The sequence below is a fragment of the Nocardioides ultimimeridianus genome, from assembly GCF_054777895.1.
Window position 1 is genome coordinate 294,686 of the sequence record NZ_BAAHAB010000021.1, and the last position, 26,964, is coordinate 321,649.

The following is a 26,964-nucleotide window of genomic DNA, read 5'->3' on the forward strand; positions in this document are numbered from 1 at the left end:
GCAGGATGGCCGTCTCGGACCTGAGGAGGAATCCCGTGAAGTACCTGCTGCTCAAGCACTACCGCCAGGCGCACGACATCGCCGCGACCCCGCTCGCCCCCATGGACCAGTGGACGCCGGAGGAGATCGAGGCCCACATGGCGTTCATGGGCAAGGTCGCCGACGACCTGCGCGAGCGCGGCGAGTTCGTGGACGCCCAGGCGGTGGCCCCGACCGGCACCTTCGTCCGGTACGACGGCGAGGGCCGGCCGCCCGTGACCGACGGACCCTTCCCGGAGACCAAGGAGCTGGTCGCGGGCTGGATGGTGATCGACGTCGAGTCCGAGGAGCGGGCGCACGAGGCGGCGGCGTACCTCTCCTCCGCGCCGGGTCCCGGCGGGCGCCCGATCCAGGAGTGGATCGAGGTGCGGCCGTTCATGTCCGAGTCCGAGGTCGACCTGGGCTGCCCGCACTGATGGACGAGCTCCTGCGCGACCTCGGGCCGCAGGTGCTCGGTGTCCTCGTCCGCCGCGGAGGCGACTTCGCGATGGCCGAGGACGCCGTGCAGGAGGCCCTCCTGGAGGCGGTACGCCGATGGCCGGACCAGCCGCCGGACGACCCCAAGGCGTGGCTGGTCACGGTGGCGCAGCGCAAGCTGATCGACGCGCAGCGCTCGGAGGCCGCGCGTCGCCGGCGCGAGCTGAGCGACCACCTCGAGCCCGAGCAGGGCCCGACCGAGCAGGTCGACGACACGCTGCTGCTGCTCAGCCGATGCTGCCACCCGTCGCTGTCGCCGGCGTCCGCGATCGCGCTGACCCTGCGGGCGGTCGGCGGGCTGACGACGGCCCAGATCGCGCGGGCGTTCCTGGTGCCGGAGGCGACGATGGCGCAGCGGATCTCGCGGGCCAAGCGCACGATCAGCGGGGAGCGGTTCGACCGGCCCGGTGACGTGAACGCCGTCCTGAAGGTGCTCTACCTGATCTTCAACGAGGGGTTCACCGGCGAGGTCGACCTGGCCGAGGAGGCCATCCGGCTCGCGCGTCAATTGACGGCCGCCACCGACGACCCCGAGGTCGACGGCCTGCTCGCGCTGATGCTGCTGCACCACGCCCGACGGGCCGCGCGCACGACCGCAGCCGGCGCGCTGGTCCCGCTCCCGCGCCAGGACCGCAGCCTCTGGGACACGCGGCTGATCGCCGAGGGCGTCGCGATCCTCCAGGCCGCGCTGCGCCGCGACCGGCTCGGCCCCTACCAGGCGCAGGCCGCGATCGCCGCCCTCCACGACGACGCCACCAGCCACGCGGAGACCGACTGGCCCCAGATCCTGGAGTGGTACGACGAGCTGGCACGCCTCGACCCGTCCCCGGTCGTCGCGCTCAACCGGGTCGTCGCGCTCGCCGAGGTCGACGGGCCGCTGGTCGGGCTGCGGGCGCTCGAGCAGGTCGGGGACGTGCCGCGGCGCGACGCCGTGGCGGCGTACCTCCACGAGGCGGCGGGCGACACCGCCGAGGCCGCGCGCTGCTACGCCGCCGCCGCTGCCGCGGCGACGACCACCAAGGAGCGCGACCACCTGACCAAGGAGGCCGCGCGGCTCCACAACCTCAGCGGAAAATCGGGGAACCCTGGCGGAGCGGAGTGACCTGCGGCACGATCCGGGCATGAGCCTCGAGACCGCCACCAGCCTCTGCGAGGCGTTCCAGGAGACCGCCGCCGCCCACGCGGACCGCGTCGCGCTGCGCACCCCGGGCGACGCCGTGTCCCTCACCTGGCGCGAGTACGCCGAGCGGGTGCGCGCCCTCGCCGCCGGACTCGCCGCGCACGGGGTCGGGCACGGCGACACCGTCGCGCTGATGATGCCGAACCGGCCGGAGGCGGTCCTCGTCGACTGCGCCGCGCTGCACCTGGGTGCCGTGCCGTTCAGCGTCTACAACACGTCCTCGCCCGAGCAGCTGGCGCACCTGTTCGGCAACGCCGGCAACCGGATCGTGGTCACCCAGCAGGCGTTCCTGCCGACGATCCGCGCGTGCGGGATCGAGCTCGACACGGTGGTCAGCGTCGACGGTGGCGACGGCACGATGAGCCTGGAGGAGCTGGAGGCCGCCGGCGACCCGGCCTTCGACTTCGAGGCGGCGTGGCGGGCGGTCGGCCCCGACGACGTGCTGACGCTGATCTACACCTCCGGCACGACCGGCCCGCCGAAGGGCGTCGAGCTGACCCACGCCAGCATGCTCGCCCAGCTGCGCGGAACCCAGCAGGTGATCGAGGTGACGAGCGAGGACCGCGGGACGTCGTACCTCCCGTTCGCGCACGTCGCGGACCGCTGGGCCACCTACTACGGCTCGCTGGTGACCGGCTGCCAGATCACCTTCGTCGACAACCCGCAGAACATCATCGCCAGCCTCGGCGACGCCAAGCCGACCGTCTGGGGCGGGGTCCCGCGGATCTGGGAGAAGCTGAAGGCAGGGCTCGAGGCCAAGGGGATCACCGACCCGGCAGCGCTCGACGCGGAGACGCGCGCGGCCGTGCTGGCGCTGCTCGGGCTGGACGAGGTGCGCTGGTCGGTGTCCGGCGCCGCGCCGGTGGCCACGGAGGTGCTCCAGTACTTCGACGACCTCGGCCTCCCGATCTGCGAGCTGTGGGGCATGTCAGAGATCTCCTGCTGCGGGTCGATCAACCCGCCCCACGACAACCGGCTCGGCACCGTCGGGACACCGATCCCCGGGGTCGAGACCCGGCTCGCCGAGGACGGCGAGCTGCTGTTCCGCGGCCCGACCCTGATGCGCGGCTACCGCAACCAGCCCGACAAGACCGCGGAGGCGATCGACGCCGACGGGTGGCTGCACACCGGTGACATCGCGACCATCGACGCCGACGGCTACATCACCATCGTCGACCGCAAGAAGGAGCTGATCATCAACGCGGCCGGCAAGAACATGTCGCCGGCCAACATCGAGCAGGTCGTCAAGACGGCGCATCCCCTGATCGGCCAGGCCGTGGTCATCGGCGACCGGCGGCCCTACAACGTGGCGCTGCTGGTGATCGATCCCGACGTACGGGCGGCGTACGCCGAGCAGAACGGGCTCGACGCCGCCCCGGACGCCTTCGCCCAGGACCCGCAGGTCCGCAAGGTCCTCGACGAGGCGATCGAGCAGGCCAACGCCCGCCTGTCGCGGGTCGAGCAGATCAAGCGGTTCACGATCCTGCCGGCCGACTGGCTGCCGGGCGGCGACGAGCTGACGCCGACCATGAAGCTGAAGCGGCGGCCGATCGACGCCAAGTACGCCGCCGAGATCGAGGCGCTCTACTCCGCCTGAGCGCGGTCGTCAGGTCGAGCGGTGCGGTTTCCGGCTCGCTCAGCCTGACGACCCGTCGTCCTCGAGCCAGCCGCGGAAGGCCTCGAGGTTCGCGGTCGACTCACCGCGCAGCTTGCGCCACTCCCACTCCTTGCGGATGGAGGACTCGAAGCCGAGCTCGAGGATCGAGTTGAACGACTCGTCGGCGTAGGTGAGCACCGAGCCGAGCAGCCGGTCGAGGTCCTCGGGGTTGACCGCCGAGAGCGGCAGCCGGGCGTCGAGGTAGATGTCGCCGAGCGCGTCGAGGGCGAACGCGACGCCGAACATCTTCAGGTTGCGCTCCAGCAGCCACCGGTAGACGCGCTCGAACTCCTCGTCCGGCCTGCGGCAGACGAAGGCGTGGATGCCGAGGGCGTGCGGGCCGATGTCGACGCGGACCGGGGTCTGCAGCTTGCGCTCCCCCGGCAGCGAGAAGGAGAACTGGCCCTCGGCCGACTCCTCGAACTCGATGTCGGCGGCGCGGAGGTGCTCCCGCACGACCTCCGCGGCGCTGCTGGTCGAGACCTCCGTGCTCATGCCACTCCCTCCGCTCGCATCAGCCGCGCGGCCCGCCGGTAGACCTCCAGCGTCTGGCGCGCGGTCTCCTCCCAGGTGAACTGCTCGGCCTGGACCAACGCACCGGCGGCGAGCCGGTCGCGCAGCGCGGCGTCGGACACGACCCGCTCCAGGGCCTGCGACCAGGCGCGCGGGTCGTGGGTGTCGAGGAGCAGGCCGCTGCGCTCGTCGCGCACGACCGTGGTCAGCCCCCCGACGGCCGCCGCGACCACGGGGACACCGCAGGCCTGGGCCTCGGCGGCGACCAGCCCGAACGACTCGTTGTACGACGGGACGGCGACCGTGGTGGCGGCGGCGTACCAGCCCGCGAGGTCGCCCTGGGTGACCGGCGGGACGAACCGCACCAGGTCGGTGATGCCGAGGCCGGCCGCCAGGTCGGCGAGGTCGGCCGGGCGGTCGAGCCCGCTGCCGGACGGGCCGCCGACGATGGGGACGACGAGGCGCGGGCGCAGGTCGGGGCGGCGCTCGACCAGCTCGCCGATCGCGCGCAGCAGCACGTCGGGGGCCTTGAGCGGCTGGATGCGTCCGGCGAACATCACCACCAGCGCGTCGCCGGGGATGCCGCGCTCGGCCCGCGCCGCGGCCTGCGGGCGGGGGCGGAACACCGCCGTGTCGACGCCGGGGTGCACGACCTCGACGCGGCCGGCCTCGGCGTCGTACAGGTTGATCAGCTGCTTGGCCTCCAGGTCGGTGTTGGCGAGCAGCACGTCGGCAGCCTCCACCACCTGCTCCTCGCCGATGAGGCGGGCGGAGGGCTCGGGGCAGTCGCCCTCGGCGAGCGCGGCGTTCTTGACCTTGGCCATGGTGTGCATCGAGTGGACCAGCGGCACGCCCCAGCGGTCGCGGGCGAGGGCGCCGACCTGGCCGGAGAGCCAGTAGTGGGAGTGCACGACGTCGTAGTGGCCGAGCGGGTGCGCGGCCTCCGAGCGCAGCACCTCGCGCGCGAAGGTGCACAGCTGACCCGGGAGCTCGGTCTTGGTCAGGCCCTCGAACGGTCCCGCGTGGACGTGGTGGACCGTGACGCCGGGCTCCATCGCCACGACCGGCGCCAGCGAGGAGCGCGTGGCGCGGGTGAAGATGTCGACCTCGACGCCGTGGCGCGCGAGCCGGCGCGCGACCTCCACGACGTACACGTTCATGCCGCCGGCGTCACCGGTGCCCGGCTGGTCGAGGGGGGAGGTGTGCAGACTGATCATCGCCACACGGCGGATCTCCGTCACTGCGCTGCTCCTCGCTGGTCAGACTCGAGCCTGAATCGCTCAACCACCGGTACCCCGATCGCATTCCCGACCCACCCTGCCGGCCTGAGAGACTCGGAGGCATGACCAGGGGATCGGCAGTCGTGACCGGGGCGTCCAGCGGGATCGGGGCGGCGACGGCACGCCGCCTCGCGGCGGAGGGGTACGACGTGATCTGCGCGGCCCGTCGTACCGACCGGATCGAGGCGCTGGCCGAGGAGATCGGCGGGCGGGCGATCGCGTGCGACGTCACCGTCGAGGCTGACGTGGCCCGTCTGACCGACGCGGTCGGCCCCGAGCTCAACGTGCTGGTCAACAACGCCGGCGGCGCCTTCGGCCTCTCCCCCGTCGCCGAGGCCGACGTCGACGAGTGGCGCCGGATGTACGAGGTCAACGTGCTCGGCCTGATGCGCGTCACCCGCGCCCTGCTCCCCGCCCTCATCGCCTCCGGCGACGGCCTGATCCTCAACGTCGGCTCCACGGCCGGCCGCGGCGTCTATGAGGGCGGCGGGGGCTACACGGCCGCGAAGCACGGCACGAAGGCGGTGACCCAGACCCTGCGGCTGGAGCTGTTCGACCAGCCGGTCCGGATCAGCGAGGTGGCGCCCGGGATGGTGCACACCGACGAGTTCGCGCTGGTCCGCTTCGGCGGCGACCAGGAACGGGCCGATGCGGTCTACCGCGGGGTCGCGGAGCCGCTGGTCGCCGAGGACGTCGCCGACGCGATCGCCTGGATCGCGACCCGTCCCGCGCACGTCAACATCGACGAGCTGGTGATCAAGCCCCGCGCCCAGGCCGCTCAGCACAAGGTGCACCGGGTCTGACCCGGCCCCACAGCGCCTTCAGCAGGGCCCGCGCCCGGCGTACCAATGCGGTCGGTACGCCGGTCCACGCCGTCCTCGCGCGCACCGGCAGCGCCGTGTGCACGGGCAGCACCAGGGCCATCGCCGCGTAGGCGAGGTCGGTCCGGTCGGTGCTGAGCGCACGGTTGTCGGCGAGCGAGCGCAGCGACCCGGCACCACCCCCGAAGTCGCGTCGTACGTCGTCGAGCTGGCGCCGGCGGGCACGCGCGAGCAGCTGCGGCGTGACCCCGTCCAGCCGCTCGACGACCGACTCCGGCACGCCCTCCGGCAGCCCCACGGTCTCCCGGGCGACCGCGAGGTAGCCCACGGCCAGCTCGGGGAGCTCCGGCAGCTCCTCGCCGAACACCGCGGGATCCCGCGCGAGCCGGCGCAGGTCGACCAGGGTCCGCAGCCAGGTCGCCCCCTCGCGGTGCGCGGCGAGGTGGCGCAGGGCGTCGCCGGCCGCGGGCGTCGGCACCCTCCCCACGCCCAGGTCGACCTCGACCCGTCGCCCCCAGAACGCCGCGAACCCGGGGTGCGTGCCGGGGGTGACCTCCAGCCGCCAGTGCAGGTCCGCGTCGGCGGCAGCGCCCTCGTAGGTGAGCGCGTTGCCCCACCGGACGAGGTGGCGCCAGGCCCACAGCCCCGGCTCGACCGGGCCCGTCTCCGGGACGTGCCAGCCCTGCGCGTTGAGCACCCGGTGCGCCTCGACGACCGAGCGCGGGTCGATGAACAGGTCCACGTCGCCCGCCCCGCGCGCGTCGGTGCGGCCGGTGGTGAGGACGGCCAGCGGCAGGCCCTTGATCACCAGCGCGTCGATCCCGGCATCGGTCAGCGCCCGCCAGGCCCGCACCGTCTCCATCGCCTGCACCACCAGCCGGGGCCGGGCGTAGTCGTGCCAGGCCCGCAGCTCGCGCACGACGTCCTCGGGCAGGCCCAGGGTGTCGGGGTGCTGGTGGAGCAGGTCGCCGACCCGGTGGCGCCGTACGGCATCGAGCAGGGCGGCCGGCGCCGTGCCGGTCAGGTCGACGGGCCGCGCGGCGGCTCCTTCCTCGACCGCGAGCGCCTGGCGCACCAGGCGGCACAGCGCGGTGAAGGCGGCGGGATCGACGGCCACGGCGTGAGCGTGGCACAGCGCCGGGCCGGACGCGGCCGAAAGGCAAAGTTCCCGCTCGGCAAAGTTTTCCGGATTCGGCACGCAACGGCCGAGCTGCTGGCGCATGATTCCGGTGTCAGAAGCGTGGCGAGGTCCGGGACCGCCGTAACCACGAACAGGAGCTCCACGATGAAGCCCACCTACGAAGCCCCCGTCCTCGAGAACCTGAGCCTGAAGGCCACCCACGACACCGGTGTCGGGGTAGGCGTCAGCGTCACCCTCGGACTCGGCAGCTGACGCTCCGAGCCCACATCGCACGCACAGCCGCGTGGACGCTCCTGGCGTCCACGCGGCTGGTGGTTCTTCTCGCCCCCTTCTCGCTGGTACGCCGCCTGCTCGGCGATACCGCATCGCCCGGCGACCCGGTCGCCGCGTCGCCTGACGCCCGCGCCACCGCCCGGGCCGCGCGCGTCGGTCGCGCGATCACCGGCGCCGCCGCCCACACCCCGTGGCGCTCGGACTGCTACCCGCAGGCACTCGCCGCCCGGATCGCCCTGCGCGCCCTCCGGGTCCCCCACACCGTCACCTTCGGCGTACGCCGGGACGACGCGGGCGAGCTGCGCGCCCACGCGTGGGTGACCTGCGGGGACCTGACCGTCACCGGCGGCTCGGCGGAGGCCTGGACCGGTGTCGCCAGCTTCGCCTGGGCACCCTGAGCGCCCGCGATGCCGACGTACGCCGCCTACGGGCTCACCCTCGCCAGCGAGCTCGAGCTGCCCGACCTCGATCCGTCCGCGGCCGAGCCCGACCTCCGGATCCGTCTCGGCCCGGTCGCCCCGCCGTCGCCCGCGACGACGGTCCTCCCGCTCGGCCTGTGGGTCGACGGCGAGCGGGTCGGGATCGACGTGCCCGAGGTCGGCCGCTACTGCTGCGAGGACGGCCGGCTGATCACCGTGCAGCCCGAGCCCGGTGCCACCGACGACGCGATGCGGCTGTTCCTCCTCGGCTCGGCCCTCGGCATCGCGCTGGCGCAGCGCGGGCACCTGGTGCTGCACGGCAACGCCTTCCGCGTGGGCGACGGCTGCGCGGTGGTCCTCGGGCACTCGGGTGCCGGCAAGTCCACGATGGCCGCCGAGATGCATCGCCGCGGCCACGCGGTGCTCAGCGACGACGTCGTGCCCGTCGACGCCGACGGCAACGCGATCCCCGGCTGGGCGCGGATCAAGCTCTGGCAGGACGCCCTGGACCGGCTCGGCCGCCCGTCGGCGGACCTCGCGCGGGTCGCCCCCGCGCACGACAAGTTCCACGTCCCGATCGAGCACGCGGTCCTCGAGCCGCTGCCGGTGCGCTGGGTCTACCTGCTGGACCGGTACGACGGCCCGCTCCGGCTCAGCCCGATCACCGGCGCGGAGGTCTTCGCCTGCCTGCACGAGCACGGCTACCGCAACGAGGTGCTGGTCGGCGAGCTGCGGCGTACCCACTTCGCGCGCAGCGCCACCCTCGCCGCACAGGCCCGGTTCGTCCGGGTCGAGCGGCCGACCGGGGTCGACTCGGTCGTGGCCTCGGCCGACGCCATCCTGGCCGACGTCACCTCGGCCGTGCCCGGTCGTTGATCCACCATGCAGGCGACCGACCAGCAGTGGGTCCGCGACCAGGCCCTGAACGCCGTCGAGATGGACGGCGAGTTCGTGATGATGGGCGTCGACCAGGGTGAGTACTACGCGCTGCGGGGCGTCGCCGCTTCGGTCTGGCGCCACCTCGCCCGGCCGCGCTCGCTGAGCGAGCTGTGCGACCTGGTCGCGGACGAGTACGACGTCACCGCGGACCGCTGCCGCCCCGACGTCGCCGCATTCCTCGCCCAGCTCCAGGACCGGCGGATGGTGCTCCCCTCCGCCTGACAGCCGCGGCCGCTCAGGCCAGGGCCCGGTCCAGCGCCGCCGCCACGTGCAGGCTGGTCGACGGGAAGACCGGCAGCTCGCTGTCGGCCTGCTTGACCAGCAGCTCCAGCTCCGAGCAGCCGAGGATGACGCCACCGGCGCCCGCGTCCCACAGCCCCTCGATCATCGCCACGACGGTGCGCCGCGAGGAGTCGAGCACCTTCCCGTGCACCAGCTCGTCGTAGATGATCCGGTTGAGCTCGTCGAAGTTCTTCTCGTCCGGCACCAGCACCTCGAGCCCGTGGCTCGCGATCCGGTCGGTGAAGAAGACCCGCGACATCGCGAACTTGGTCCCGAGCAGCGCCACCGAGGTGGCGCCCTCCGCCTTGGCCGCCTCGGCGACCACGTCACCGAGGTGCAGCAGCGGGATCTGCACGGCGTCCTGCACCTGCTCGGCGACCCGGTGGAAGGTCGTGGTGCACATCAGCAGGAAGTCGGCACCGGCCCGCTCGACCGACTGCGCGGCGGCGGCGAGGATCTCCGCGACGGCGTCCCAGTCCTCGTTCTCCTGGAGCGCGGTGACCTCGGCGAAGTCGACCGACGCCATCACCGTCCTGGCCGAGTGGAAGCCGCCCAGGCGCTGCTCCACGCCGCGGTTGAGCAGCTCGTAGTAGGCCGCGCTGCTCTCCCAGGACATCCCGCCGATGAGCCCGATGGTCTGCATCGGCCCAGGATGCCACAGGCCCGGGGCCGTTCAGGATGAGGGAGCAGCAGGCTCGCGCCGATAGGATCGTGGCCCGTGTCCAGCACTCGTCGTACCGATCTCCGCAACGTCGCCATCGTCGCCCACGTCGACCATGGCAAGACCACCCTCGTGGACGCGATGTTGCGTCAGGCAGGTGCCTTCACCGAGCACCAGGCCGAGAGCGTCGCCGACCGGGTCATGGACTCCGGCGACCTCGAGCGCGAGAAGGGCATCACCATCCTCGCGAAGAACACCGCGGTGCACTACCGCGGCCCGTCCGCGCAGGAGCTGCTCGGCGCCGACTCCGCCGGCGGGATGGTCATCAACATCATCGACACCCCCGGTCACGCCGACTTCGGGGGCGAGGTCGAGCGCGGCCTGTCGATGGTCGACGGCATCGTGCTGCTGGTCGACGCCTCCGAAGGCCCGCTGCCCCAGACGCGGTTCGTGCTGCGCAAGGCGCTCAACGCCGACATGCCGGTGATCCTGGTCGTCAACAAGACCGACCGCGGCGACGCGCGCATCGACGAGGTCGTCGACGAGACCTACGAGCTGTTCATGGACCTGCTCGACGAGAACCACAGCCAGGACGCCCTGGACTTCCCGGTGGTCTTCGCCTCCGGCAAGGCCGGCATCGCCTCGCTGACCAAGCCGGAGAACGGCACGCTGCCCGAGGGCAAGGACCTGGAGCCGCTGTTCCGCACGATCCTGGACACCATCCCGGCGCCGGAGTACGACGACGGCGCGCCCCTCCAGGCCCACGTCACCAACCTCGACGCCTCCCCGTTCCTGGGTCGCCTGGCGCTGCTGCGGATCAAGCAGGGCAACCTGCGCAAGGGCCAGAACGTCGCGTGGATCAACCGCGAGGGCGTGGTCAAGAACGTCAAGATCACCGAGCTGCTGATCACCGAGGGCCTCGAGCGCAAGCCCGGCGAGTCCGCGGGCCCCGGCGACATCGTCGCCGTCGCGGGCATCCCGGACATCACCATCGGCGAGACCCTCGCCGACCCGGAGAACCCGGTCGCGCTGCCGCTCATCCACGTCGACGAGCCGGCGATCTCGATGACCATCGGCACCAACACCTCCCCGCTGGTCGGCAAGGGCGGCAAGGGCCACAAGGTCACCGCCCGCCTGGTCAAGGACCGCCTCGACTCCGAGCTGGTCGGCAACGTGTCGCTGCGCGTGCTCCCGACCGAGCGTCCCGACGCCTGGGAGGTGCAGGGCCGCGGCGAGCTGGCGCTGGCCATCCTGGTCGAGCAGATGCGCCGCGAGGGCTACGAGCTGACCGTCGGCAAGCCGCAGGTGGTCACCAAGGAGGTCGACGGCAAGGTCCACGAGCCGTTCGAGCGCCTGACCATCGACGCGCCGGAGGAGTTCCTCGGCACCATCACCGAGCTGCTCGCGAACCGCAAGGGCCGGATGGAGGGCATGACCAACCACGGCACCGGCTGGGTGCGGATGGAGTTCATCGTCCCGGCCCGCGGCCTGATCGGCTTCCGCACCGACTTCCTCACCGAGACCCGCGGCACCGGCATCGCGCACTCCATCTCCGAGGGCTACTTCCCGTGGGCCGGCGAGATCCGCTCCCGCCAGTCCGGCTCGCTGGTGGCCGACCGCGCCGGTGCTGCCACGGCGTACGCCATGACCTCGCTGCAGGAGCGCGGCACGCTCTTCGTCGAGCCGGCCACCGAGGTCTACGAGGGCATGATCGTCGGCGAGAACTCCCGCGCCGACGACATGGACGTCAACATCACCAAGGAGAAGCAGCAGACCAACATCCGGTCCGCCACCTCCGACAACTTCGAGAAGCTCATCCCGCCGAAGAAGCTCAGCCTCGAGCAGTGCCTGGAGTTCTGCCGCGAGGACGAGTGCGTGGAGATCACCCCGGAGACGGTGCGGATCCGCAAGGTCGTCCTCAACGCCAACGACCGGGCGAAGACAGCGAGCCGAGCGCGTAAGGCGAGCAAGTAGCTCGCCCGTAGCGAGGAACGAGCGGAGGGTGGGCTCCTTGCTCATCTTCTGCGAGGCGAAGCTGTCGCCCGAGCGAAGCGAGGGCTGACGGCGTCGCGCGCTCGCAAGGCGAGCAAGTAGCACGACGCCGTCCCTCGCGAGAAGGCCGCAGATCCGACGGATCTGCGGCCTTCGCCGCATTCGGCGACCCTCTTTTCCGACAGCCTGTCTAGCCCCTGGGTAAAGGAATCTGCATTCCGGTTGACGACCCCGGGGGCCGGGCGTCTGATGAGGGTCATCGGCTATCGGGGGTCAGCCGTCATCCAGTACGTCGGTCGAACCGCGGAGCCGTGTCATCAGGGTTGCACTCGGGGCGCCATCAACACCTCCGCTTCCCGAGGATCTGCGATGTCCCATTCACTCGCCCAACGCATCCGGCGCCCCCGGATCGCGACGCTCGCGGCCTGTCTCGTGATCGGCTCGGCCGCAGCCGTGTCGGTCGGCAGCTCCGCCCAGGCCGCCTCCGGCCCCTACTCCATCGACGGGAACGTTCCCGACCCCGGCACCACGCTGCTGGCCGACCAGGACGGCAGCGTCAAGGAGCTCGGCCCGGTCAACGCCAGCAACACCAAGATCGCCGTCATCCAGGACGCGCCGTCCCCGATGCTCGGCCTCACCAACCCCAACGCCCAGGTCGACCTCGCCAACACCTGGCTGAAGATGCAGCGCTCGGGCGGCGACGACTGGCTCTACTTCGCCTGGCAGCGCGACGCCAACACCGGCAGCGGCTTCATCGCCTTCGAGTTCATGCACAACGCCGCACCGGCGGCGTGCAACTACTCCAACACCGCGGCCCAGCTGACCGCCTCCTGCAACCCGTGGAAGAACCGCGCCGCCGGCGACTTCATGATCCTGTGGGACCAGCAGGGCAGCAGCAACACCCTCTACAAGCGGATCTGGAGCGGTACGCCGGGTCACCTGACCCTGGGCGCGCCGGTGGCGATCCCGCTCGCGCAGGCCGAGGCGAAGTACAGCCCCGACGGCTACCGCGGTGAGGCCGCGCTGGACCTGACCCAGGCGATCTACGGCGGCGTCTCCCAGTGCATCACGCTGGCCAACGTCATCCCGAGCACGGTCACCGGCAACAGCGACACGGCGGACTACAAGGACACGGTCCTGCAGAACATCCCGCCGCTGAGCAGCTGCGTGCAGACCGTCACCACCACCCCGTCCGACGGCAACGGCGTCGCGCTTCCGGGCGGTACGACGGGCATCGGCACCGGCGTCGTGCCGGTCGAGGACCACGCGGTGGTCGGCCTCACCGGCGGCTCCGCGAACGCCTCGGGCACGATCACGTTCCACCTGTGCAAGGTGGACGCACCCGGGGTCTGCGACACCGGCGGCACCTTCGTCGGCACGGTCCCGCTGTCGGGCCCGTACCCGGTGGAGCTGAACTCGCCGACGGCGTACGTCACCTCGGCAGGCCGCTACTGCTGGCGATCCGAGACGACCGACGACTCGGTCAACGGCACCACCGCGGTCACCGACGCACCGGCGAGCGAGTGCTTCACGGTCACCCCGGCCACCCCGGGCCTGACCACCAGCGCCGGCGCCGACGTCGTCCTCGGCGGGACGGTGTCCGACACCGCGTCGCTCACCGGCACGGTCACCGACCCTGCGGACCCGGTGATCAACCTGACCGGCGATCCCGGTCCGGCCGCGGGTGGCCACATCACGTTCAAGCTCTACGGCCCGAGCAACACCGGCTGCGGCACGCTGCAGACCACGACGGCCGCGGTGAACGTGAGCGGCGACGGCAGCTACGGCACGCCCGCTCCCCAGTTCCAGCCCGCCACCGTGGGGAACTACCACTGGGTCGCGACCTACGACGGCACCGTCAACAACACCGGCACGACCCACAACGCGGCCTGCGACGACACCTCCGAGGACGTGTCGGTCACCAGCGTCGCGGTGACGCTGGGCACCACGCAGAGCTGGGTCCCGAACGACTCGGCGAGCCTGTCGGCCCCGGCCGGCGGCGCCCTCGCCGGAACGGTGACGTTCACGCTCTACCCGGGCAACACCTGCTCCGGTACGCCGGTCCTCGCGGCCCAGCAGAAGTCGGTCGCCGGCGCCTCGCCACAGGTCGTGTCGACCACCAACACCACCGCGGTGCCCGCCGGCACCTACTCGTGGAAGGTGTCCTACGCCAGCACGAACCCGGCCCAGCGCGACATCCCGACCAGCTGCCAGGAGGTGTCCTCGCTGACGGTCAGCAACGGTTCGTCCGTCACCAGCCCGTGACCCGCTGATCCGGACCGCACGCCGCCGGTTTGCTGCAGAATCGGCGGCGTGCTCCTGGACCTCCAGCTCGACGGAAGCCCCGCCTCCGCCCTCTCCCGCTCGCGGGAGCTGGTGGAGGCCGGGGCAACCGGCGTCTTCACCTTCGAGGGACCGCACGACGTGTTCCTGCCGCTCGCGGCGATCGCCGGCCAGGTCGACGCCGACCTGATGACCAACGTCGCGATCGCGATGCCGCGCTCGCCGATGCACCTCGCGCACGCGGCGTGGGACCTGCAGCTGATGTCGGGCGGCCGGTTCCGGCTGGGACTGGGGTCGCAGATCCGGCCCCACATCGAGAAGAGGTACGGCGCCCGCTGGTCGCCGCCCGCGGCGCGGATGCGCGAGATCGTGCTCGCGGTGAAGGCGATCCTGGCGTCGTGGCAGAGCGGCGAGCGCCTGGACTTCCGCGGCGAGCACACCACGCACACGCTGATGCCGCCGACCTTCGTCCCCGGTCCGAACCCGCACGGTCCGCCGCCGGTGCTGCTCGGCGCGCTCGGGCCGCTGATGACCCGCGCCGCCGCCGAGGTGGCCGACGGCCTGCTGGTGATGCCGTTCAACAGCGACCGGCACTTCCGCACCCGGACCCTGCCGGCGGTGGCGGACGGACTGGCCCGGGCGGGACGGGCACCCGGCGACCTGGCGATCCTGCCGTCGGTGATCGTGGCGATGGGCCGCACCGAGGAGGAGCTGGCCGCGGCGACGGCCGGGGCACGGGGGCTGCTCGCGTTCTACGGGTCGACGCCGGCGTACCTCCCGGTGCTGGAGGCCGAGGGGTGGGACGGGCTGCAGCCCGAGCTCAACCGGCTCTCCAAGACCGGCGACGTCGCGGCGATGTTGACACTGGTAACTGACGAGATGGTGCGCACGATCGCGGTCACCGGGACACCGGAGGAGTGCGCGACCCGGATCCGCTCGCGGTACGCCGACGTGGCGGATCGGGTCTGCTGCTACTTCCCCGGCTACGACCCGGCGACCGAGCAGATCGCCGCCCTCGCGACCGCGCTGCGGTAGGGCTCAGCCGGTGAAGGCGGGCTTCTCCTTGGCGAGGAAGGCCCGCACGCCCTCGGCGAAGTCGGGGCCGCCGTACACCTCGCGGAGCAGTGCCTCCTCGTCCTCGGGAAGGCCGCGCAGCTGCTGCTTGGTCACCCGGATCGTGACCGGGGAGGCCTGCAGGATGCCGCTCACCAGCTCCTCGACCTCGGCATCGAGCGCCGCGGCGTCCGCGACCTCGGCGGTGAGCGCGCCGGCGGCGTACGCCCGGTCGGCGGTGACGAGACGGGACGCGAGCAGCATCTCGCGGGTCAGCGACTCGCCGAACACCGTCGCGCAGCGCAGCAGCACCGGCGAGGAGAGCGCGTTGCCCAGGGTGCGCGCGATCGGGTAGCCGAACCGCGAGGACGCCGTGGCGACGCGGAGGTCGCAGTAGGTGGCGACCGCCAGCCCTCCCCCGACGCAGACCCCGTCCACCGCCGCGATGACCACCTGCGGCAGGGCCCAGAGCCGGTCGAACATCTCCCGGATCCAGGTCTCGTAGTCGACCGCGTCGGCGGCCAGGAAGTCGGAGATCTCGTTGCCGGCGGCGAAGGCCTTGCCGCCCGCGCCCCTGAGTACGACGACGCGCACGGACGCGTCCTCCGCCAGCTCCTCCCAGAGCTCGCGCATCCGCTGGTACATCGCCTGGGTAAAGGCGTTGCGGCGCTCGGGACGGTTGAAGGTGACGGTCACGACGCCCGCGCGCTCGCGGTCGATGATCAGCTCGCTCACGCGCCGATCATCCCAGCCGCGCGTCGCCCGCACCTCACAGGGAGCGGGCGAGCAGCAGGCGGCCGTCGCCGGTGCGCAGCTCGACCCTCGCGATCTCGGCGGGCGTCAGGTCGGTGGCTCCGGTCGTGCGCGCGGTGTCGCCGGGGCCCGCCCGCCAGCTCGACACGAGCTGGCGATGGCCCGCGGCATCGACCACGTAGAGCGTGTAGTCGTGGCGCCCGCCGTACTCCCCGGCGTACGTGCAGGTCATCGCGATCTCGGTGCCCCAGGACTCGGGGGTGAGGCTCACGGCGGCCTGCAGCGGGTTGGCGGTGACGGCGCTCAGGGTGACCGTCCGCTCGCCGGGCGCGTCCCGTCCGAGGACGACCGCGGTGCCGACGCCGGCGATCAGCAGCACGGCGGCGACGAGCGCCAGGGCCCGTGTGGGGAGCCGCCGGCGCGCTGGGCCGGTCGCCGGCACCGGGGTCGCCGGCTCCGTCGCCGAGAGGTACGCCGCGGCATCCGCATCAGGCACGAGCCGGAGCAGACCGGGGAGCATGCCGAGCTCGGCCACCGCCGCCGCGCACCGGGGGCAGTGGTCGACGTGGTCCTCGTACTCCCGGCGCTCCGCGCTCGACAGCGCGCCCAGCACGTAGGCCGAGTCCCACTCGGTGTAGTCGTCCCTCATCGGGTCACCCCGCTCTCCTGCAGCGCGAGGCGCAGCGCTCGCAGCCCGTAGTGCAGCCGCGACTTGACGGTGCCGGGCGGGATCTCGAGGGCCGCGGCGATCTCGCCGACGCTGAGCCGCAGGTAGTAGGCGCGCACCACCACCGCGCGGTGCTCGGCGGAGAGCCCGGCCAGCGCCTGGCCGACCAGGAGGGCGTCGAACAGCGCGTCGACCCGGTCCGGCTCGGCGGCCTCCGGCGGCTCGGCCGCACTCGTCTCGTGCCGGGCGCGCGCCGATCGCGCCTCGTCGACGACCAGGTGCCGGGCCACGGTGTACAGCCATGCCCGCACCGACCCTCGGCCGTCGTCGGCGACCTCGTGGGTCCACGCCCGCAGCAGCGTCTCCTGCACCACGTCGGCGGCCCGGTCCCGGTCGCCGACCAGCCTCACGACGTACCTCTCCAGCGCAGCCGCGTGCTCGCGGTGCAGCACCTCGATCAGCTCCGGGTCGCCCGGCATCCTCCACCTCCGCCGATGACACGAGAACCGGGGCCGTCCGGTTCACCTGCCTCCCCACCATCATGCGCCCATCCCGGGCGTGGCCGCCGCGGGATCGGACCAGGTCGGGCCGGTAACGTCGGCCCTGTGTCTGATCTCCACCGGCTGAGCGCTCCGTCCGAACGGGTCACCGACGAGGAGCTGCTCGCGGCCTACCCCTGGCCCGCCGAGGGCCGCTGGGTGCGGGCGATGATGGTCACGACGCTCGACGGCGCGGCGGCGGGGCCCGACGGGCTGAGCGGATCGGTGTCGTCGGAGGCCGACCAGCGGGTCTTCCGGACGACCCGGAGGCATGCCGACGCGGTGCTCATCGGCGCCGAGACGCTGCGGGCCGAGCAGTACACCCCGATGGTCGCCAAGCCCGAGGACGCCGAGGCCCGTGCGGCCGCCGGCCAGCTGCCGGCCCCCGTCGTGGTCGTGGCGAGCCGGTCGCTGGACCTGCCCTGGGACCTGCCCATCTGGGCGGACTCCGCCCACCGCCCGATCGTCGTCACCGACCCGACCGCGCCGAGCGGCCCCCGGGAGGTGGCCGAGGCGCGCGCGGAGGTCCTCGAGCTGCCGGACACGTCGCCGGCGAGCATCCTGGGCGCGCTCACCGACCGCGGCCTGCGCCGGATCGTCTGCGAGGGCGGGCCGCGCCTGCTGCACGACCTGACCGCCGCGGGGCTGGTCGACGAGGTCGACATCACGATCGCTCCGCTGTTCGCCGGCACCGGCAGGACCCCCGCGACGGGAGTGCTCGAGGAGGCCGTGCGCTTCACGCTGACCCACGTCATCGAGAGCGAGGGGTTCCTGATGACCCGCTACGTGCGGGAGGCCCGATGATCGGCCTGGCCGACCTGGTCCGCCTCGCCGCCACGTACGCCGAGGACCTCGACCGGCCCGTCGCGCCGTTCACCATCGCGGGGCGGTCCTTCGACACCGACCGCGAGCCCGTCCTGATGGGCGTGGTGAACCTGTCGCGCGACTCGACCTACCGCGAGTCGATCGCGGTCTCGCCCGAGACCGCGATCCGCAAGGCCCGCGTCCAGGCGGCGCAGGGGGCGCACCTGATCGACATCGGCGCGGAGTCCAGCCGCGCGACGGCGGCCGCCGTGGCGGCGGAGGACCAGGCGCGCAGCGTCGTCCCCGTCATCGAGCAGCTGGCCGCCGACGGCATCCCCACCTCCATCGAGGGCTACGACCCCACGGTCGTCCGGGCGGGCCTCAAGGCAGGCGCCTCGGTGATCAACCTGACCGGGTCGCACGTCGACGAGGAGATGTTCGAGCTCGCCGCGGAGTACGACGCCGGGCTGGTGCTCTGCCACGTCCTCGGCCCGCACGCCCGCGCCCTGGACGGCTCCGAGGTCGAGACCGACCCGGTGCCGCGGATGATCGACACCTTCGGCGCGCGGATCGCCCGCGCGCGCGAGCTCGGCGCCGGGAGCATCGCGGTCGACCCCGGTCTCGGCTTCGGCTTCAGCCTCTCCGACCAGCGGGCACGGGCGCGCTACCAGGCGGCGGCGCTGCTCAACACGTTCCGGCTGCGCCGCCTCGGCGTACCGGTCTGTCATGCGCTTCCGCACGCGTTCGACGTGTTCGAGGACCAGTTCCGCAGCGGCGAGGGGTTCTTCACGGTGCTCGCCCACCTCGGGATGACGGGCGTCTACCGGGTGCACGAGGTGCCCCGGGTGCGGGCCGTCCTCGACGCGCTCGCGGAGTTCACGATCGACGGCGACAGGTGAGGGAAAGGTAAAGACAACCGGCGCCTCGGTGACTAGGCTGACCGCACACTCGGGTGCCCCCATTCCTCTTCGATCGTCACATGGAGCTCCCCCATGGCCGGCATGAGCAGACTGAGGCGCAGCATTCGCTGCCACCTCAAGCACGGGACGCGCTGCCCGCACATCGAACGGCACTCGCTGCGCCGCCCGCGGAGCAAGAAGAAGCGCCTGGGCACCGCGCCCGAGCAGCTGAACGGCCGCCACGTCGCCCACTGACCGCTACCGCTGCAGGTAGTCGCCCACCGCCGCCGCCAGCGCCCGCGCGATCCGGTGCTGCCCTCGCGCCGAGGTCAGCACCGCCGCGTCGCCGGCGTCGCGCATGTTCCCGCACTCGATCATCGCCGCCGGGATGCGCGACCAGTTGAGCGTCCCGAGGTCGTTGCGGACGACCATCCCCCGCACGCCGAGGTACGTCGAGGTGGCGAACCCGGCCGCCACCATCGAGTCGCGCACCAGCCGGGTCAGCGCGACATCGCGCCGCTCGAGCCGCGGGCGTCCACCGAGCCCGGCCACACCGGGAGCGATCACGTGGAAGCCGTGCGCCCCGGCGGCGTAGGTGCCGTCGGCATGGATGCTGAGCTTCAGGTCGGCGGTCGGCCCCGGCCCGCCCGGGTTGCCGAAGCGTCCGCGACGGTCCACGCAGGGCCCCCACGCGGACTCGCTGTTGCTGGTCCGGGTCAGCACGACCCGTGCCCCCTGGCGGCGCAGCATCCGGCGTACGTCCTGGGCGACGCGCCAGGCGAAGGTCGCCTCCGGATAGCCCGCATCGGTCTGGGTGCCGGTGGTGTTGCAGGGCTTCTCGAAGCCGCCCGCGTCGACCGGCGCGCGCACCTGCGCGGGGAAGTTGTGGTTGCCGAGCTGGTGGCCGGGGTCGATCACGACGACCCTGCCGGCGAGCGGGCGTCGTGCCGGCCGCCGGGGCATCGGGGGGTCGGAGGGCTCAGCCTGCTCGGTCACCGTCGTCGACGCGACCCCCGGTGGACCTGCCGACGGCGCGGGAGGACCCGCACTCCCGCAGGCCGCGGTGACCGCCATGAGCGCGGTCCCCACGGCCGCGGCGCCGAGGAGCCTCATGCCACGACACTAACCGGGCGTCCCTATCCCGCGGTGACCGCCAGTGCCGACGACTTCGAGGCCGCCACGTGGCCGTTGCCGAGGTACGACGCGGTCAGCTTGTGCCGTCCCTTCTTGAACGCCAGGCTCACCACGACCTTGCCGTGCTTGGCCGCGGTCAGGGTGAGGGTCGCGACCTTGCGCGAGCCGTCCTTGATCACGATCCGGCCGGTCGGGTTCACCACGCCGGTGCCGCCGACGGTGACGGTGAAGGAGACCTTGTGGCCGGCCTTCGGCGTCTTGGGCCCGCCGACCCGGGTCCGCGAGGGCAGCTTGGCGACCGTCACGGCCGCGCTGGTGGCGGTGCTGCTGGCGTAGCCCGTCCTGCTGGCCGTGACCCTCACCGCGACCGAGGTCCCGGCGTCGGCCGCCTTGAGGACGTACGTCGCCCCGGTCGCGCCGGCGATGGGGCTGCCGTCGCGCGTCCACTGGTGGGCCAGGGTCAGGCCCGTCACGCTCCAGGTGCCGGACGACGCGGTGAGCGTCGACCCGACCTTGGCGGTGCCGGTGACCTTGGGCAGCACGGTGTTGGTGATCGTGCCCTCGGCGACCGCCGACGTGGCCGCGGACGTCGCGACCGCGTCGGTGAAGCCCACCTTGGACGCGGTCACCTCGAAGGTGATGGCCTTGCCGGCCTCCGCCGCGGTCGGGACGTAGGTCGTCCCGGTCGCGCCGGCGATGGCGGTGCCGTCGGCCAGCCAGCGGTAGGCGAAGCCGTCGGGGGCGGGCGCCCAGGTCCCGGTCGAGCCGGTCAGGGTCGCGCCGACCCGCGCGGTGCCGGTGATCCCCGGCGCCGCGGTGGCGGTCAGGGAGCCGGCCACGACGGTTCCGGTCGGCGCCGAGGACATCGCCGCGTCGTCGTACCCGGCCTTGTGCGCGGTCACCTGCACACCGATCGTGGCGCCGAGGTCCGCGGAGACGACCGTGTACGTCGAGGCGGTGGCCCCGTCGATCGGCGTGCCGTTGCGCAGCCACTGGTAGCTGACGCCGTCCGGGCTCGGCAGCCAGCTGCCGGCGTCGGCGGTGAGCACCGCCCCGACCCGCGCCGTGCCGCTCACGACCGGCGCGACGGTGTTGGCGATGACCGGCGTCGCGTTGGGCGCGTAGACCAGCGGGTTCGCGAGCGTCACCGTCTGGCCCAGCGTCGAGGAGATCGGCATCGCGCGGGTCACGTCGGTAGTCAGCTGACCGGACGGGCCGGTGTAGTACATCCAGCCGTAGTAGCCCGCGTCGGTGTAGCAGCGCACGCCGAGGTCGTAGCCGGCGGTGGCCAGGCCGTGGTCCTCGAACAGCCCCGGGTAGTGACGCAGGTTGCTGTAGGCGGTCCGCGACGAGAGCGATCCGTCCGCGGCGAAGGCGACGACCATGCAGTCGAGCGGGTCGCCGTTCGCGTCGACGACGTGACCCTTGATGGTCCCGCCGACCTGCATCGTCTGGGTGCCGCCGTGGAAGGTCGCACCGGCGGCCACGGTGACCACCTGGGCCGCGTCGGCGCCCGCAGGCTCCGGCACGTTGGCGAAGTACGCCGGCGCCAGCCAGCTCGACTCGCTCGACCGGTTGAAGTCCAGCCGGTAGCTGCCCGGCGCGAGGCCGGTGACGGTGAAGGTGCGACCGTCGTCGTCGAGCTTGTCGTAGAAGCGGCGGGCCACGACCCGGCCGGTCGCGGTGTCGATGACGCTGAGGTGCGCGCTGAAGACGTAGCAGGACCAGCAGTGGTTGGTCGGCAGGTCGTCGGCGATCTTGATCGCGCCGGTGATGGTCGCGGCATCGGCGTACACCAGCGCGGTCGGCAGGGCGTCGGCCTGGCCGGCGGTGACCGGCTCGGCGATGGCCGTGGCGAAGCTGCCCAGCGTGCCGTCGGTGCTCTGCAGCCACTGGTCACCGGCCCGCGGGCAGGTGGTCGCGCCGCCGCTGACCACGATCCGGAACGCTCCGGTGCTCAGGCCGGTCAGGGCGAACGCACCGGTGTCGTCGGTGCGGGCGTGGGTGCCGTGCAGGACGCCGGCGGGATCCATCGCCCGCACCCGGCAGCCGGCCAGCGGCGTGCCCGCGCTGTTGGTGACGGTGCCGGACAGCGTCGCCCCGGCGGTCAGCATGGCGTCGACACCGGTGACGTCCTGGCTCATCGCGAGGGCGATCGGGTCGGCGCCACCGAGGCCGACGGACTCGTCGCGGCGGTGCCAGTACTGCGCGGCGAGGGTGGTGCCACTGACCCGGGCGAAGGCGACGGCGTACGAGCCGGGCCCGATCCGGTTGAAGCTGTACGACGCGTCGTCGGCCACCTGGGTCCAGCGGATGACCCGGCCGGTGGCCAGGTTGATCAGCTGGACGGTGTGGTCGCGACCGTTCGCGTCCGCGGGGAGGGTGACGTGCCCGCTGATGCTGCCGCCGAGCGTCTCGACGAGCCCACCGAGCGCGACGGTCTGGCCGATGATCGCCGGGATCGCGGTCGCGTGGCCGTGCTTGCGGGTCAGGGTGCCGTCGCCGTCGTAGTACTCCCACGACCGCGAGCACCCGCCGCCGGGCGCGACGCGCAGCTGGTAGTCGCCGGTGGACAGGCCCGCGATGTCGAAGGACCCGTCGTCGGCGCTCACCGCGGAGCGGCCGGCCATGCCGGTCACGACCGGGGCGGCGTACACGCGGCAGTTGGCGAGCGGGACGCTGCCCGAGCTGGTCAGCTGGCCGGTGAGGTGGCCTCCGGCGACGAGCGTCGCGTCGGTGAGCTGGACGTCCTGGTCGGCCACGGGGACCCGGGTGCCGCCGTCGAGACCGGCCGCGTCGGCCTTGCCGTCGTACACCTGGGCGGCGAGCAGGGTCTGGGCGGTCAGCCGCTGGAAGGCGACGACGTAGGTGCCCCCGGCGAGGACGTCGAGGCCGTAGTTCCCGCTGGATCCGACGCGGGTGCCGCCGGCGTAGTCGTAGCCGCCACCGTCGAGCACCCGGTACATCTGGACCGTCACCTGGCCGGAGCCGGCGGGACGCGCGACGTGCCCGCTGACCTGGACGTAGGTGCCGGAGGTGCTCCCGTCGACGGGCAGCACGAGCGTGTCCGGCAGGGTCAGCGTCTGGTCGACGCCGACGGTGATGACCGCCGTGGCCGGATCGGCGGTGAGGGTCGCGTCGCCGTCGTAGGAGAACGTGGTGTCGTAGGCGTCGCCGAGGTAGCAGCGGGTCGCGGTGAGCCGGTAGTCACCGGGGTTCAGTCCGGTGATCGAGAACTTGCCGGCGTACGTCGAGCGCGCGGTGCGGGTGACGTAGCTGTCGGGACCGACCCGCTGGGCGCTGAGCTGGCAGCGCACCCCCACGCCGGAGGACGTGGTCAGCTGACCGGCGAGCGTGGAGCCGGCGTGGACGGTCGCGTCCTTGCCGGTCACGACGTCACCGACCGTGTAGTCGATGGTCGCCGCGGCGCCCGGCCCATCGGACTCCGGCACCTCGGGGAAGTACTGCGCCACGTAGCTGCTGTGCCCGCTCACGTGGTTGAGGTCGAGCCGGTAGGTGCCGGTCGGGATGCCGCCGCGGATGCCGGTCCGGCGCCCGCCGACGAAGTAGCTGCCGTCGGAGAGCCGCTCGGCGGTCGCGTGCAGGTGGGTGGCGGTGTTGACCGCCACGACGCGCGCCGAGTAGCCGACCCGGCCGCTGACGGGGTCCGCGAGCGTGCCGTAGATGCCGGTGCGCGCAGCGAGGTCGGCGCTGGCCGACACGGTCCCGTCGGGCGCGACGACGACGTCGTCGGCCGTCCAGACCCTCGACTGGTCCGGGAAGTACTCCCCGACCGCCCACAGGGCGACGAAGTGCAGCCGGTAGGTGCCCGGGGCGACCTGCAGGCTGTAGCTGCCGTCGACGGGGTCCATCCGGGCCGAGCGCACCTCGAAGTACTGGTCCCGCGCGTCGTCGTACCGCATCACCTCGACGTAGCCCCACTCCTTCGGGACCTCGCCGGCGACGGTCAGCGTGCCGCTGATCGTCCCCCTGGCGGTGTCGGCGACGGCCGGGGCCGCCGTACCGAGTGCGATGCCGAACAGCAGCGCCGCCGAGCACAGCACGGCGAGCAGGGCGTGGCGCGGAGTGCGCGCACGCGACAGGGGACCACCCACGGGGACCTCTTCATCCAGTTCGTCCAGGAGCCGGATCCACGTCCGGCACAGCGGGCGTGATGCTGTCAGCGGGATCGCGATGTCGGCTGCAGAACGCCGATTGTTTGCCCGAGCCGACTAGACCATTGGGTCGTCCACGGGGGCGATTCGGCCCGTTTCGGCCGGGATCCGGCGAAACGCCCACCTGCCGCGCGCGCGACGACTAGACATGCCCGGTGGCGAAGCGTGGGCCGGCAGCACGGCAGGTACGACGGGACCCGGCGGCCGTCGCTCGCGAGGCCGCCGCCGCGGCGCGCGACCTGGTCGAGGAGCGCCGTCGTACCGCTGCGATCTGGCTCGCGGTCTTCTCCCCGCTGGCCTGGATCCCGAACGGGTTCAGCCGCTTCGTCGCGGCCAAGCTGCTCGTCATGGCGATCGCCTGCGTGGTGGGCGCGACGGTCTCGGCCCGCTCCCGGCTCCCGCGCGTGGTGGCGGTCCTGCTCGCCGTCGGCGCGGTCGTGTTCACGGTGGCCGCCCTCGCCGGCGACACCCCGCTCGCCTCGCTGATCGGGCGCTGGCCCCGCTACGAGGGCCTCCCCGTCCTGGGCCTGTACGCCGCCAGCGCGTGGCTGGGCGCCCGCCTCGTCGACACCCGGCCGCGGGTGGAGCGGCTGGCCGGCGCGACCGCGGCGATGGCGTGCACGCTCGGCGCCTTCTCGATCCTGGACGCGATCGGCTGGAGCCCGCTCGGCGCCGCCGACCAGGTCCGCGACGGCTCGCTGCTCGGCAACGCGACCGACCAGGGCCTGGTCGCGATGATGGCGGTGGCGATCCTGGTCCGGCCGGCGTGGGAGTCGCGCCGCGAGCTGCACCTGATCGGCCTGGCGGCGGCGATGACGACCGTCGTGCTGTCCGGGTCGCGGTTCGCCATCGCGATCACCCTGGTGGTGCTCGCCGCCGCGGGCCTGGGCCGCGCCCGGTCCCTGCTGCGGCCGGCGCTCGTCGCGGTCGGCCTGCTCGTCGTCGCCGTCCTCGCCCTCCCCCAGGCCCGTGACCGCCTGCTCAACGCGCACACCGTCAAGGGCCGCCTGCTGGCCTGGGACCTGACCCTCCCGATGGTGGGCGACAAGCCCCTGCTCGGCTTCGGTCCGAGCAGGTACGTCGACGCGGTCGGCCGCTACGAGACGCGGTCCTGGATCGACTGGGCCGGCACCCGCACGGCCCCCGACTCGCCGCACGACTGGCTGCTGCAGGTCACCCTCGCGGGCGGGATCCCGCTGCTGCTCTGCGCACTGGCCCTGGTCGTCGTGACCGCACGGCGTGCCTGGGCGGCGCTGCGGGTCCGGCCCGAGCTGGCGGGCGTCTTCGCCGCAGTGGCCGGCTACGGGGCAGCCATGCTGGCGAACTTCACCATCGCGTCCTCGACCTGCCTCGCCGCGTTCCTCGCCGGCTGTCTGCTGACCGTCCCGACGCCTGCGGAGCATCCGGAGCCGGCGGTACGCCGGTGGGCGGCCATCGGGATCGCCGGCATCGCGACGGCGGCCCTGCTGCTGGTCTGCGTGTCGGAGATCTACCTGCAGAGTGGGCTCGCGTCGGCCGGCCAGGGCAGGATCCAGGCCGCCCGCGCGGACTTCGACACCGTGCGGCACCTGCGGCCCGGCGACGCCGACGTCGACATGATCGCCGCGCAGGCACTGGCCGCGCTCGCCGACGGGACCGCCAACGGGCGGGTGCCCGCGGCTGCCGCCGCCGAGCAGTACGCCGACCGCAGCCTCGACGCCACCCCGGCGACGTACGAGTCACGGGTCGCGCTGGGGGTCGCGCTGCGGGTCCAGGACCGGCTGCCTGCCGCCCTCCACACGCTCGACGGTGCGATCACGGACTTCCCGCTGCGGCCCAAGGCCTACACGCAGCGCGCGATCGTCCGGTTCGGGCTGCGCGACGTGGCGGGTGCGCGCAGCGACCTGCGCACCGCGATCGGCCTGGGTGACCGGACCGCGCGCCAGGTGCTCCGCTCGATCGAGGCCCGCCTGGCGCGATCCGCGGCGGCCCCGATCGCTCAGTCGTAGCCGAGGATCGAGCGGCGCTTCTCGCCCCACGCCAGCGCGGAGCGGATGGCCTCGTCGAGGCTGAGCTCGGTGCGCCAGCCGAGCAGCTCGAGCGCCCGGTCGGCGTTGGCGAACGCGCCCACCGCGTCGCCGGGCCGCGACGGCGCCTCGACGACAGGGACGTCCCGGCCGACGACGCGCGACACGGCCGCGAGCAGCTCGCGCACGGTGACCCCGTCGCCCCCACCGATGTTGAGGTACGTCGAGGTCTCCCCCGTCGTCGCCAGCACCTGGTCGAAGCGCTCTACCGCCGCCACGTGCGCCTTCGCCAGGTCCCAGACGTGGATGTAGTCGCGGATGCCGGTGCCGTCACGGGTGGGCAGGTCGGTGCCGGTGAGGGTGAAGACGTCCCGCAGCCCGAGCGCGGCCTGGGCCATCAGCGGCACGACGTGGGTCGCGTCCTTGAGGTGGTAGCCGGTCTCCAGGTCGGGGTCGGCGCCGATCGGGTTGAAGTAGCGCAGGATGATCGCGCGCAGCGGCGTCGCCGCCGACATGTCGTCGAGGACCTGCTCCATCATCCGCTTGGTGCGCGCGTACGGCGACGACGGCGCAACGGGGTCGCCCTCGCGCACCTCGAACTCCGGCGTGAGCGCGTAGAGCGACGCGGTCGAGGAGAAGAGGATCCGCGTCTTGCCCAGGGCGGTCAGCTCGTCGAACATCTCCAGCGACTTGGCGACGTTGTCGCGGTAGTACTCGTAGGGCAGCTCCACCGACTCCGGTACGACGATCCGCGCGGCCATGTGGATCGTCGCGTCGAGGTCGGGGTGCTCGTCCACGATCCGCCGCAGCAGCGCGCGGTCGGCGATGTCGCCCTCGTAGAAGATGCGGTCGCCGACGTACTGCCGCGGGCCGGAGAGCAGGCTGTCCAGCACGACCGGGGTGTGCCCGGCCTGCTCGAGCGCCTTGGAGGTGACCGACCCGATGTAGCCGGCGCCGCCGGTGACGAGGACCTTCAT

At 73.0% G+C, this 26,964-nt stretch carries 24 protein-coding genes; 14 read left to right on the forward strand and 10 right to left on the reverse strand.

Annotation, left to right across the window (positions count from 1 at the left end):
• The first annotated feature begins 35 nt into the window (after positions 1 to 35).
• From ACYU8V_RS19400 to ACYU8V_RS19410, 3 genes are read left to right on the forward strand one after another with little or no spacing between them, the layout of a single operon-like run.
• Positions 36 to 455 (forward strand): YciI family protein, encoded by a 420-nt coding sequence (locus tag ACYU8V_RS19400; protein WP_460849684.1) that lies wholly within the window; start codon positions 36 to 38, stop codon positions 453 to 455.
• The gene (locus tag ACYU8V_RS19405) at positions 455 to 1,618 is read left to right on the forward strand and encodes an RNA polymerase sigma factor (RefSeq protein WP_460849686.1); all 1,164 of its coding nucleotides are present in this window, start codon (positions 455 to 457) and stop codon (positions 1,616 to 1,618) included. Before ACYU8V_RS19400 ends, ACYU8V_RS19405 begins: the two co-directional genes overlap by 1 nt.
• A gap of 19 nt (positions 1,619 to 1,637) precedes the next feature.
• Positions 1,638 to 3,293, forward strand: coding sequence for an AMP-dependent synthetase/ligase (locus tag ACYU8V_RS19410; protein ID WP_460849687.1), 1,656 nt, complete (start codon positions 1,638 to 1,640; stop codon positions 3,291 to 3,293).
• A gap of 39 nt (positions 3,294 to 3,332) precedes the next feature.
• Here ACYU8V_RS19410 and ACYU8V_RS19415 read toward each other — a convergent pair whose 3' ends face one another.
• Both ACYU8V_RS19415 and mshA read right to left on the reverse strand, forming a co-directional pair.
• The gene (locus tag ACYU8V_RS19415) at positions 3,333 to 3,848 is read right to left on the reverse strand and encodes a type III secretion system chaperone family protein (protein ID WP_460849688.1); all 516 of its coding nucleotides are present in this window, start codon (positions 3,846 to 3,848) and stop codon (positions 3,333 to 3,335) included.
• Complete coding sequence (mshA, locus tag ACYU8V_RS19420; RefSeq protein ID WP_460849691.1) at positions 3,845 to 5,107, reverse strand: D-inositol-3-phosphate glycosyltransferase; 1,263 nt, start codon at positions 5,105 to 5,107, stop codon at positions 3,845 to 3,847. Before mshA ends, ACYU8V_RS19415 begins: the two co-directional genes overlap by 4 nt.
• Before the next feature lie 101 nt (positions 5,108 to 5,208).
• Between mshA and ACYU8V_RS19425 the strand changes: the two genes are divergently transcribed.
• Positions 5,209 to 5,949 carry an SDR family NAD(P)-dependent oxidoreductase gene (locus tag ACYU8V_RS19425; RefSeq protein ID WP_460849693.1) on the forward strand — a complete coding sequence of 247 codons (741 nt, stop codon included), beginning with the start codon at positions 5,209 to 5,211 and terminating at the stop codon, positions 5,947 to 5,949.
• Here the strand turns inward: ACYU8V_RS19425 and ACYU8V_RS19430 are convergent.
• On the reverse strand, positions 5,903 to 7,084 hold the full coding sequence (locus ACYU8V_RS19430) for a nucleotidyltransferase family protein (protein ID WP_460849695.1): 1,182 nt from the start codon (positions 7,082 to 7,084) through the stop codon (positions 5,903 to 5,905). The genes ACYU8V_RS19425 and ACYU8V_RS19430 overlap by 47 nt on opposite strands.
• A 290-nt stretch (positions 7,085 to 7,374) precedes the next feature.
• Here ACYU8V_RS19430 and ACYU8V_RS19435 point away from each other — a divergent pair, with 290 nt between their 5' ends.
• The 3 genes from ACYU8V_RS19435 to ACYU8V_RS19445 are packed head-to-tail and all read left to right on the forward strand — an operon-like array spanning position 7,375 to position 8,961.
• Positions 7,375 to 7,779 (forward strand): lasso peptide biosynthesis B2 protein, encoded by a 405-nt coding sequence (locus tag ACYU8V_RS19435; protein WP_460849826.1) that lies wholly within the window; start codon positions 7,375 to 7,377, stop codon positions 7,777 to 7,779.
• A gap of 9 nt (positions 7,780 to 7,788) precedes the next feature.
• Positions 7,789 to 8,676, forward strand: coding sequence for a phosphoenolpyruvate carboxykinase (ATP) (locus ACYU8V_RS19440; protein WP_460849696.1), 888 nt, complete (start codon positions 7,789 to 7,791; stop codon positions 8,674 to 8,676).
• A gap of 6 nt (positions 8,677 to 8,682) precedes the next feature.
• A complete protein-coding gene (locus ACYU8V_RS19445; protein WP_460849697.1) occupies positions 8,683 to 8,961 on the forward strand; it encodes a PqqD family protein in 279 nt (92 codons plus the stop codon).
• 13 nt (positions 8,962 to 8,974) lie between these two features.
• On the opposite strand, the gene ACYU8V_RS19450 is transcribed toward ACYU8V_RS19445, so the two are convergent.
• Positions 8,975 to 9,664 carry an aspartate/glutamate racemase family protein gene (locus ACYU8V_RS19450; RefSeq protein WP_460849699.1) on the reverse strand — a complete coding sequence of 230 codons (690 nt, stop codon included), beginning with the start codon at positions 9,662 to 9,664 and terminating at the stop codon, positions 8,975 to 8,977.
• 75 nt (positions 9,665 to 9,739) lie between these two features.
• Here ACYU8V_RS19450 and typA point away from each other — a divergent pair, with 75 nt between their 5' ends.
• The 3 genes from typA (at position 9,740) to ACYU8V_RS19465 (ending at position 14,992) form a co-directional block, all read left to right on the forward strand.
• Complete coding sequence (typA, locus tag ACYU8V_RS19455) at positions 9,740 to 11,656, forward strand: translational GTPase TypA (RefSeq protein WP_460849701.1); 1,917 nt, start codon at positions 9,740 to 9,742, stop codon at positions 11,654 to 11,656.
• Between the two features lie 387 nt (positions 11,657 to 12,043).
• Entirely contained in the window at positions 12,044 to 13,939 is a 1,896-nt protein-coding gene (locus tag ACYU8V_RS19460; RefSeq protein ID WP_460849703.1) for a hypothetical protein, read from the forward strand.
• A gap of 48 nt (positions 13,940 to 13,987) precedes the next feature.
• Positions 13,988 to 14,992, forward strand: a complete 1,005-nt coding sequence (locus ACYU8V_RS19465) for a TIGR03617 family F420-dependent LLM class oxidoreductase (protein ID WP_460849704.1) — start codon at positions 13,988 to 13,990, stop codon at positions 14,990 to 14,992.
• A gap of 3 nt (positions 14,993 to 14,995) precedes the next feature.
• On the opposite strand, the gene ACYU8V_RS19470 is transcribed toward ACYU8V_RS19465, so the two are convergent.
• Genes ACYU8V_RS19470 through ACYU8V_RS19480 form a run of 3 tightly spaced genes read right to left on the reverse strand, consistent with a single transcriptional unit; the run spans position 14,996 to position 16,909 of the window.
• On the reverse strand, positions 14,996 to 15,745 hold the full coding sequence (locus ACYU8V_RS19470; RefSeq protein WP_460849705.1) for an enoyl-CoA hydratase-related protein: 750 nt from the start codon (positions 15,743 to 15,745) through the stop codon (positions 14,996 to 14,998).
• A gap of 34 nt (positions 15,746 to 15,779) precedes the next feature.
• Positions 15,780 to 16,412: an anti-sigma factor family protein gene (locus tag ACYU8V_RS19475; RefSeq protein ID WP_460849707.1), complete on the reverse strand. Its 633-nt coding sequence runs from the start codon at positions 16,410 to 16,412 to the stop codon at positions 15,780 to 15,782.
• Positions 16,409 to 16,909, reverse strand: coding sequence for a sigma-70 family RNA polymerase sigma factor (locus ACYU8V_RS19480; RefSeq protein ID WP_460849709.1), 501 nt, complete (start codon positions 16,907 to 16,909; stop codon positions 16,409 to 16,411). The genes ACYU8V_RS19475 and ACYU8V_RS19480 overlap by 4 nt, the downstream gene beginning before the upstream one ends.
• 126 nt (positions 16,910 to 17,035) lie before the next feature.
• Between ACYU8V_RS19480 and ACYU8V_RS19485 the strand changes: the two genes are divergently transcribed.
• The 3 genes from ACYU8V_RS19485 to ACYU8V_RS19495 all read left to right on the forward strand — a co-directional run bounded on the left by ACYU8V_RS19485 (position 17,036) and on the right by ACYU8V_RS19495 (position 18,927).
• Positions 17,036 to 17,773 carry a dihydrofolate reductase family protein gene (locus ACYU8V_RS19485; protein WP_460849710.1) on the forward strand — a complete coding sequence of 246 codons (738 nt, stop codon included), beginning with the start codon at positions 17,036 to 17,038 and terminating at the stop codon, positions 17,771 to 17,773.
• Positions 17,770 to 18,672 carry a dihydropteroate synthase gene (locus tag ACYU8V_RS19490; RefSeq protein ID WP_460849711.1) on the forward strand — a complete coding sequence of 301 codons (903 nt, stop codon included), beginning with the start codon at positions 17,770 to 17,772 and terminating at the stop codon, positions 18,670 to 18,672. Before ACYU8V_RS19485 ends, ACYU8V_RS19490 begins: the two co-directional genes overlap by 4 nt.
• 102 nt (positions 18,673 to 18,774) lie before the next feature.
• Positions 18,775 to 18,927, forward strand: coding sequence for a hypothetical protein (locus ACYU8V_RS19495; RefSeq protein WP_460849712.1), 153 nt, complete (start codon positions 18,775 to 18,777; stop codon positions 18,925 to 18,927).
• 3 nt (positions 18,928 to 18,930) lie between these two features.
• On the opposite strand, the gene ACYU8V_RS19500 is transcribed toward ACYU8V_RS19495, so the two are convergent.
• Both ACYU8V_RS19500 and ACYU8V_RS19505 read right to left on the reverse strand, forming a co-directional pair.
• Positions 18,931 to 19,785 carry an N-acetylmuramoyl-L-alanine amidase family protein gene (locus ACYU8V_RS19500; protein ID WP_460849713.1) on the reverse strand — a complete coding sequence of 285 codons (855 nt, stop codon included), beginning with the start codon at positions 19,783 to 19,785 and terminating at the stop codon, positions 18,931 to 18,933.
• Between the two features lie 23 nt (positions 19,786 to 19,808).
• Entirely contained in the window at positions 19,809 to 23,921 is a 4,113-nt protein-coding gene (locus tag ACYU8V_RS19505) for a carboxypeptidase regulatory-like domain-containing protein (protein WP_460849714.1), read from the reverse strand.
• 215 nt (positions 23,922 to 24,136) lie between these two features.
• Here ACYU8V_RS19505 and ACYU8V_RS19510 point away from each other — a divergent pair, with 215 nt between their 5' ends.
• Entirely contained in the window at positions 24,137 to 25,969 is a 1,833-nt protein-coding gene (locus ACYU8V_RS19510; RefSeq protein ID WP_460849716.1) for an O-antigen ligase family protein, read from the forward strand.
• Here ACYU8V_RS19510 and galE read toward each other — a convergent pair.
• Positions 25,960 to 26,964: a UDP-glucose 4-epimerase GalE gene (gene galE, locus ACYU8V_RS19515; protein WP_460849717.1), complete on the reverse strand. Its 1,005-nt coding sequence runs from the start codon at positions 26,962 to 26,964 to the stop codon at positions 25,960 to 25,962. The genes ACYU8V_RS19510 and galE overlap by 10 nt on opposite strands.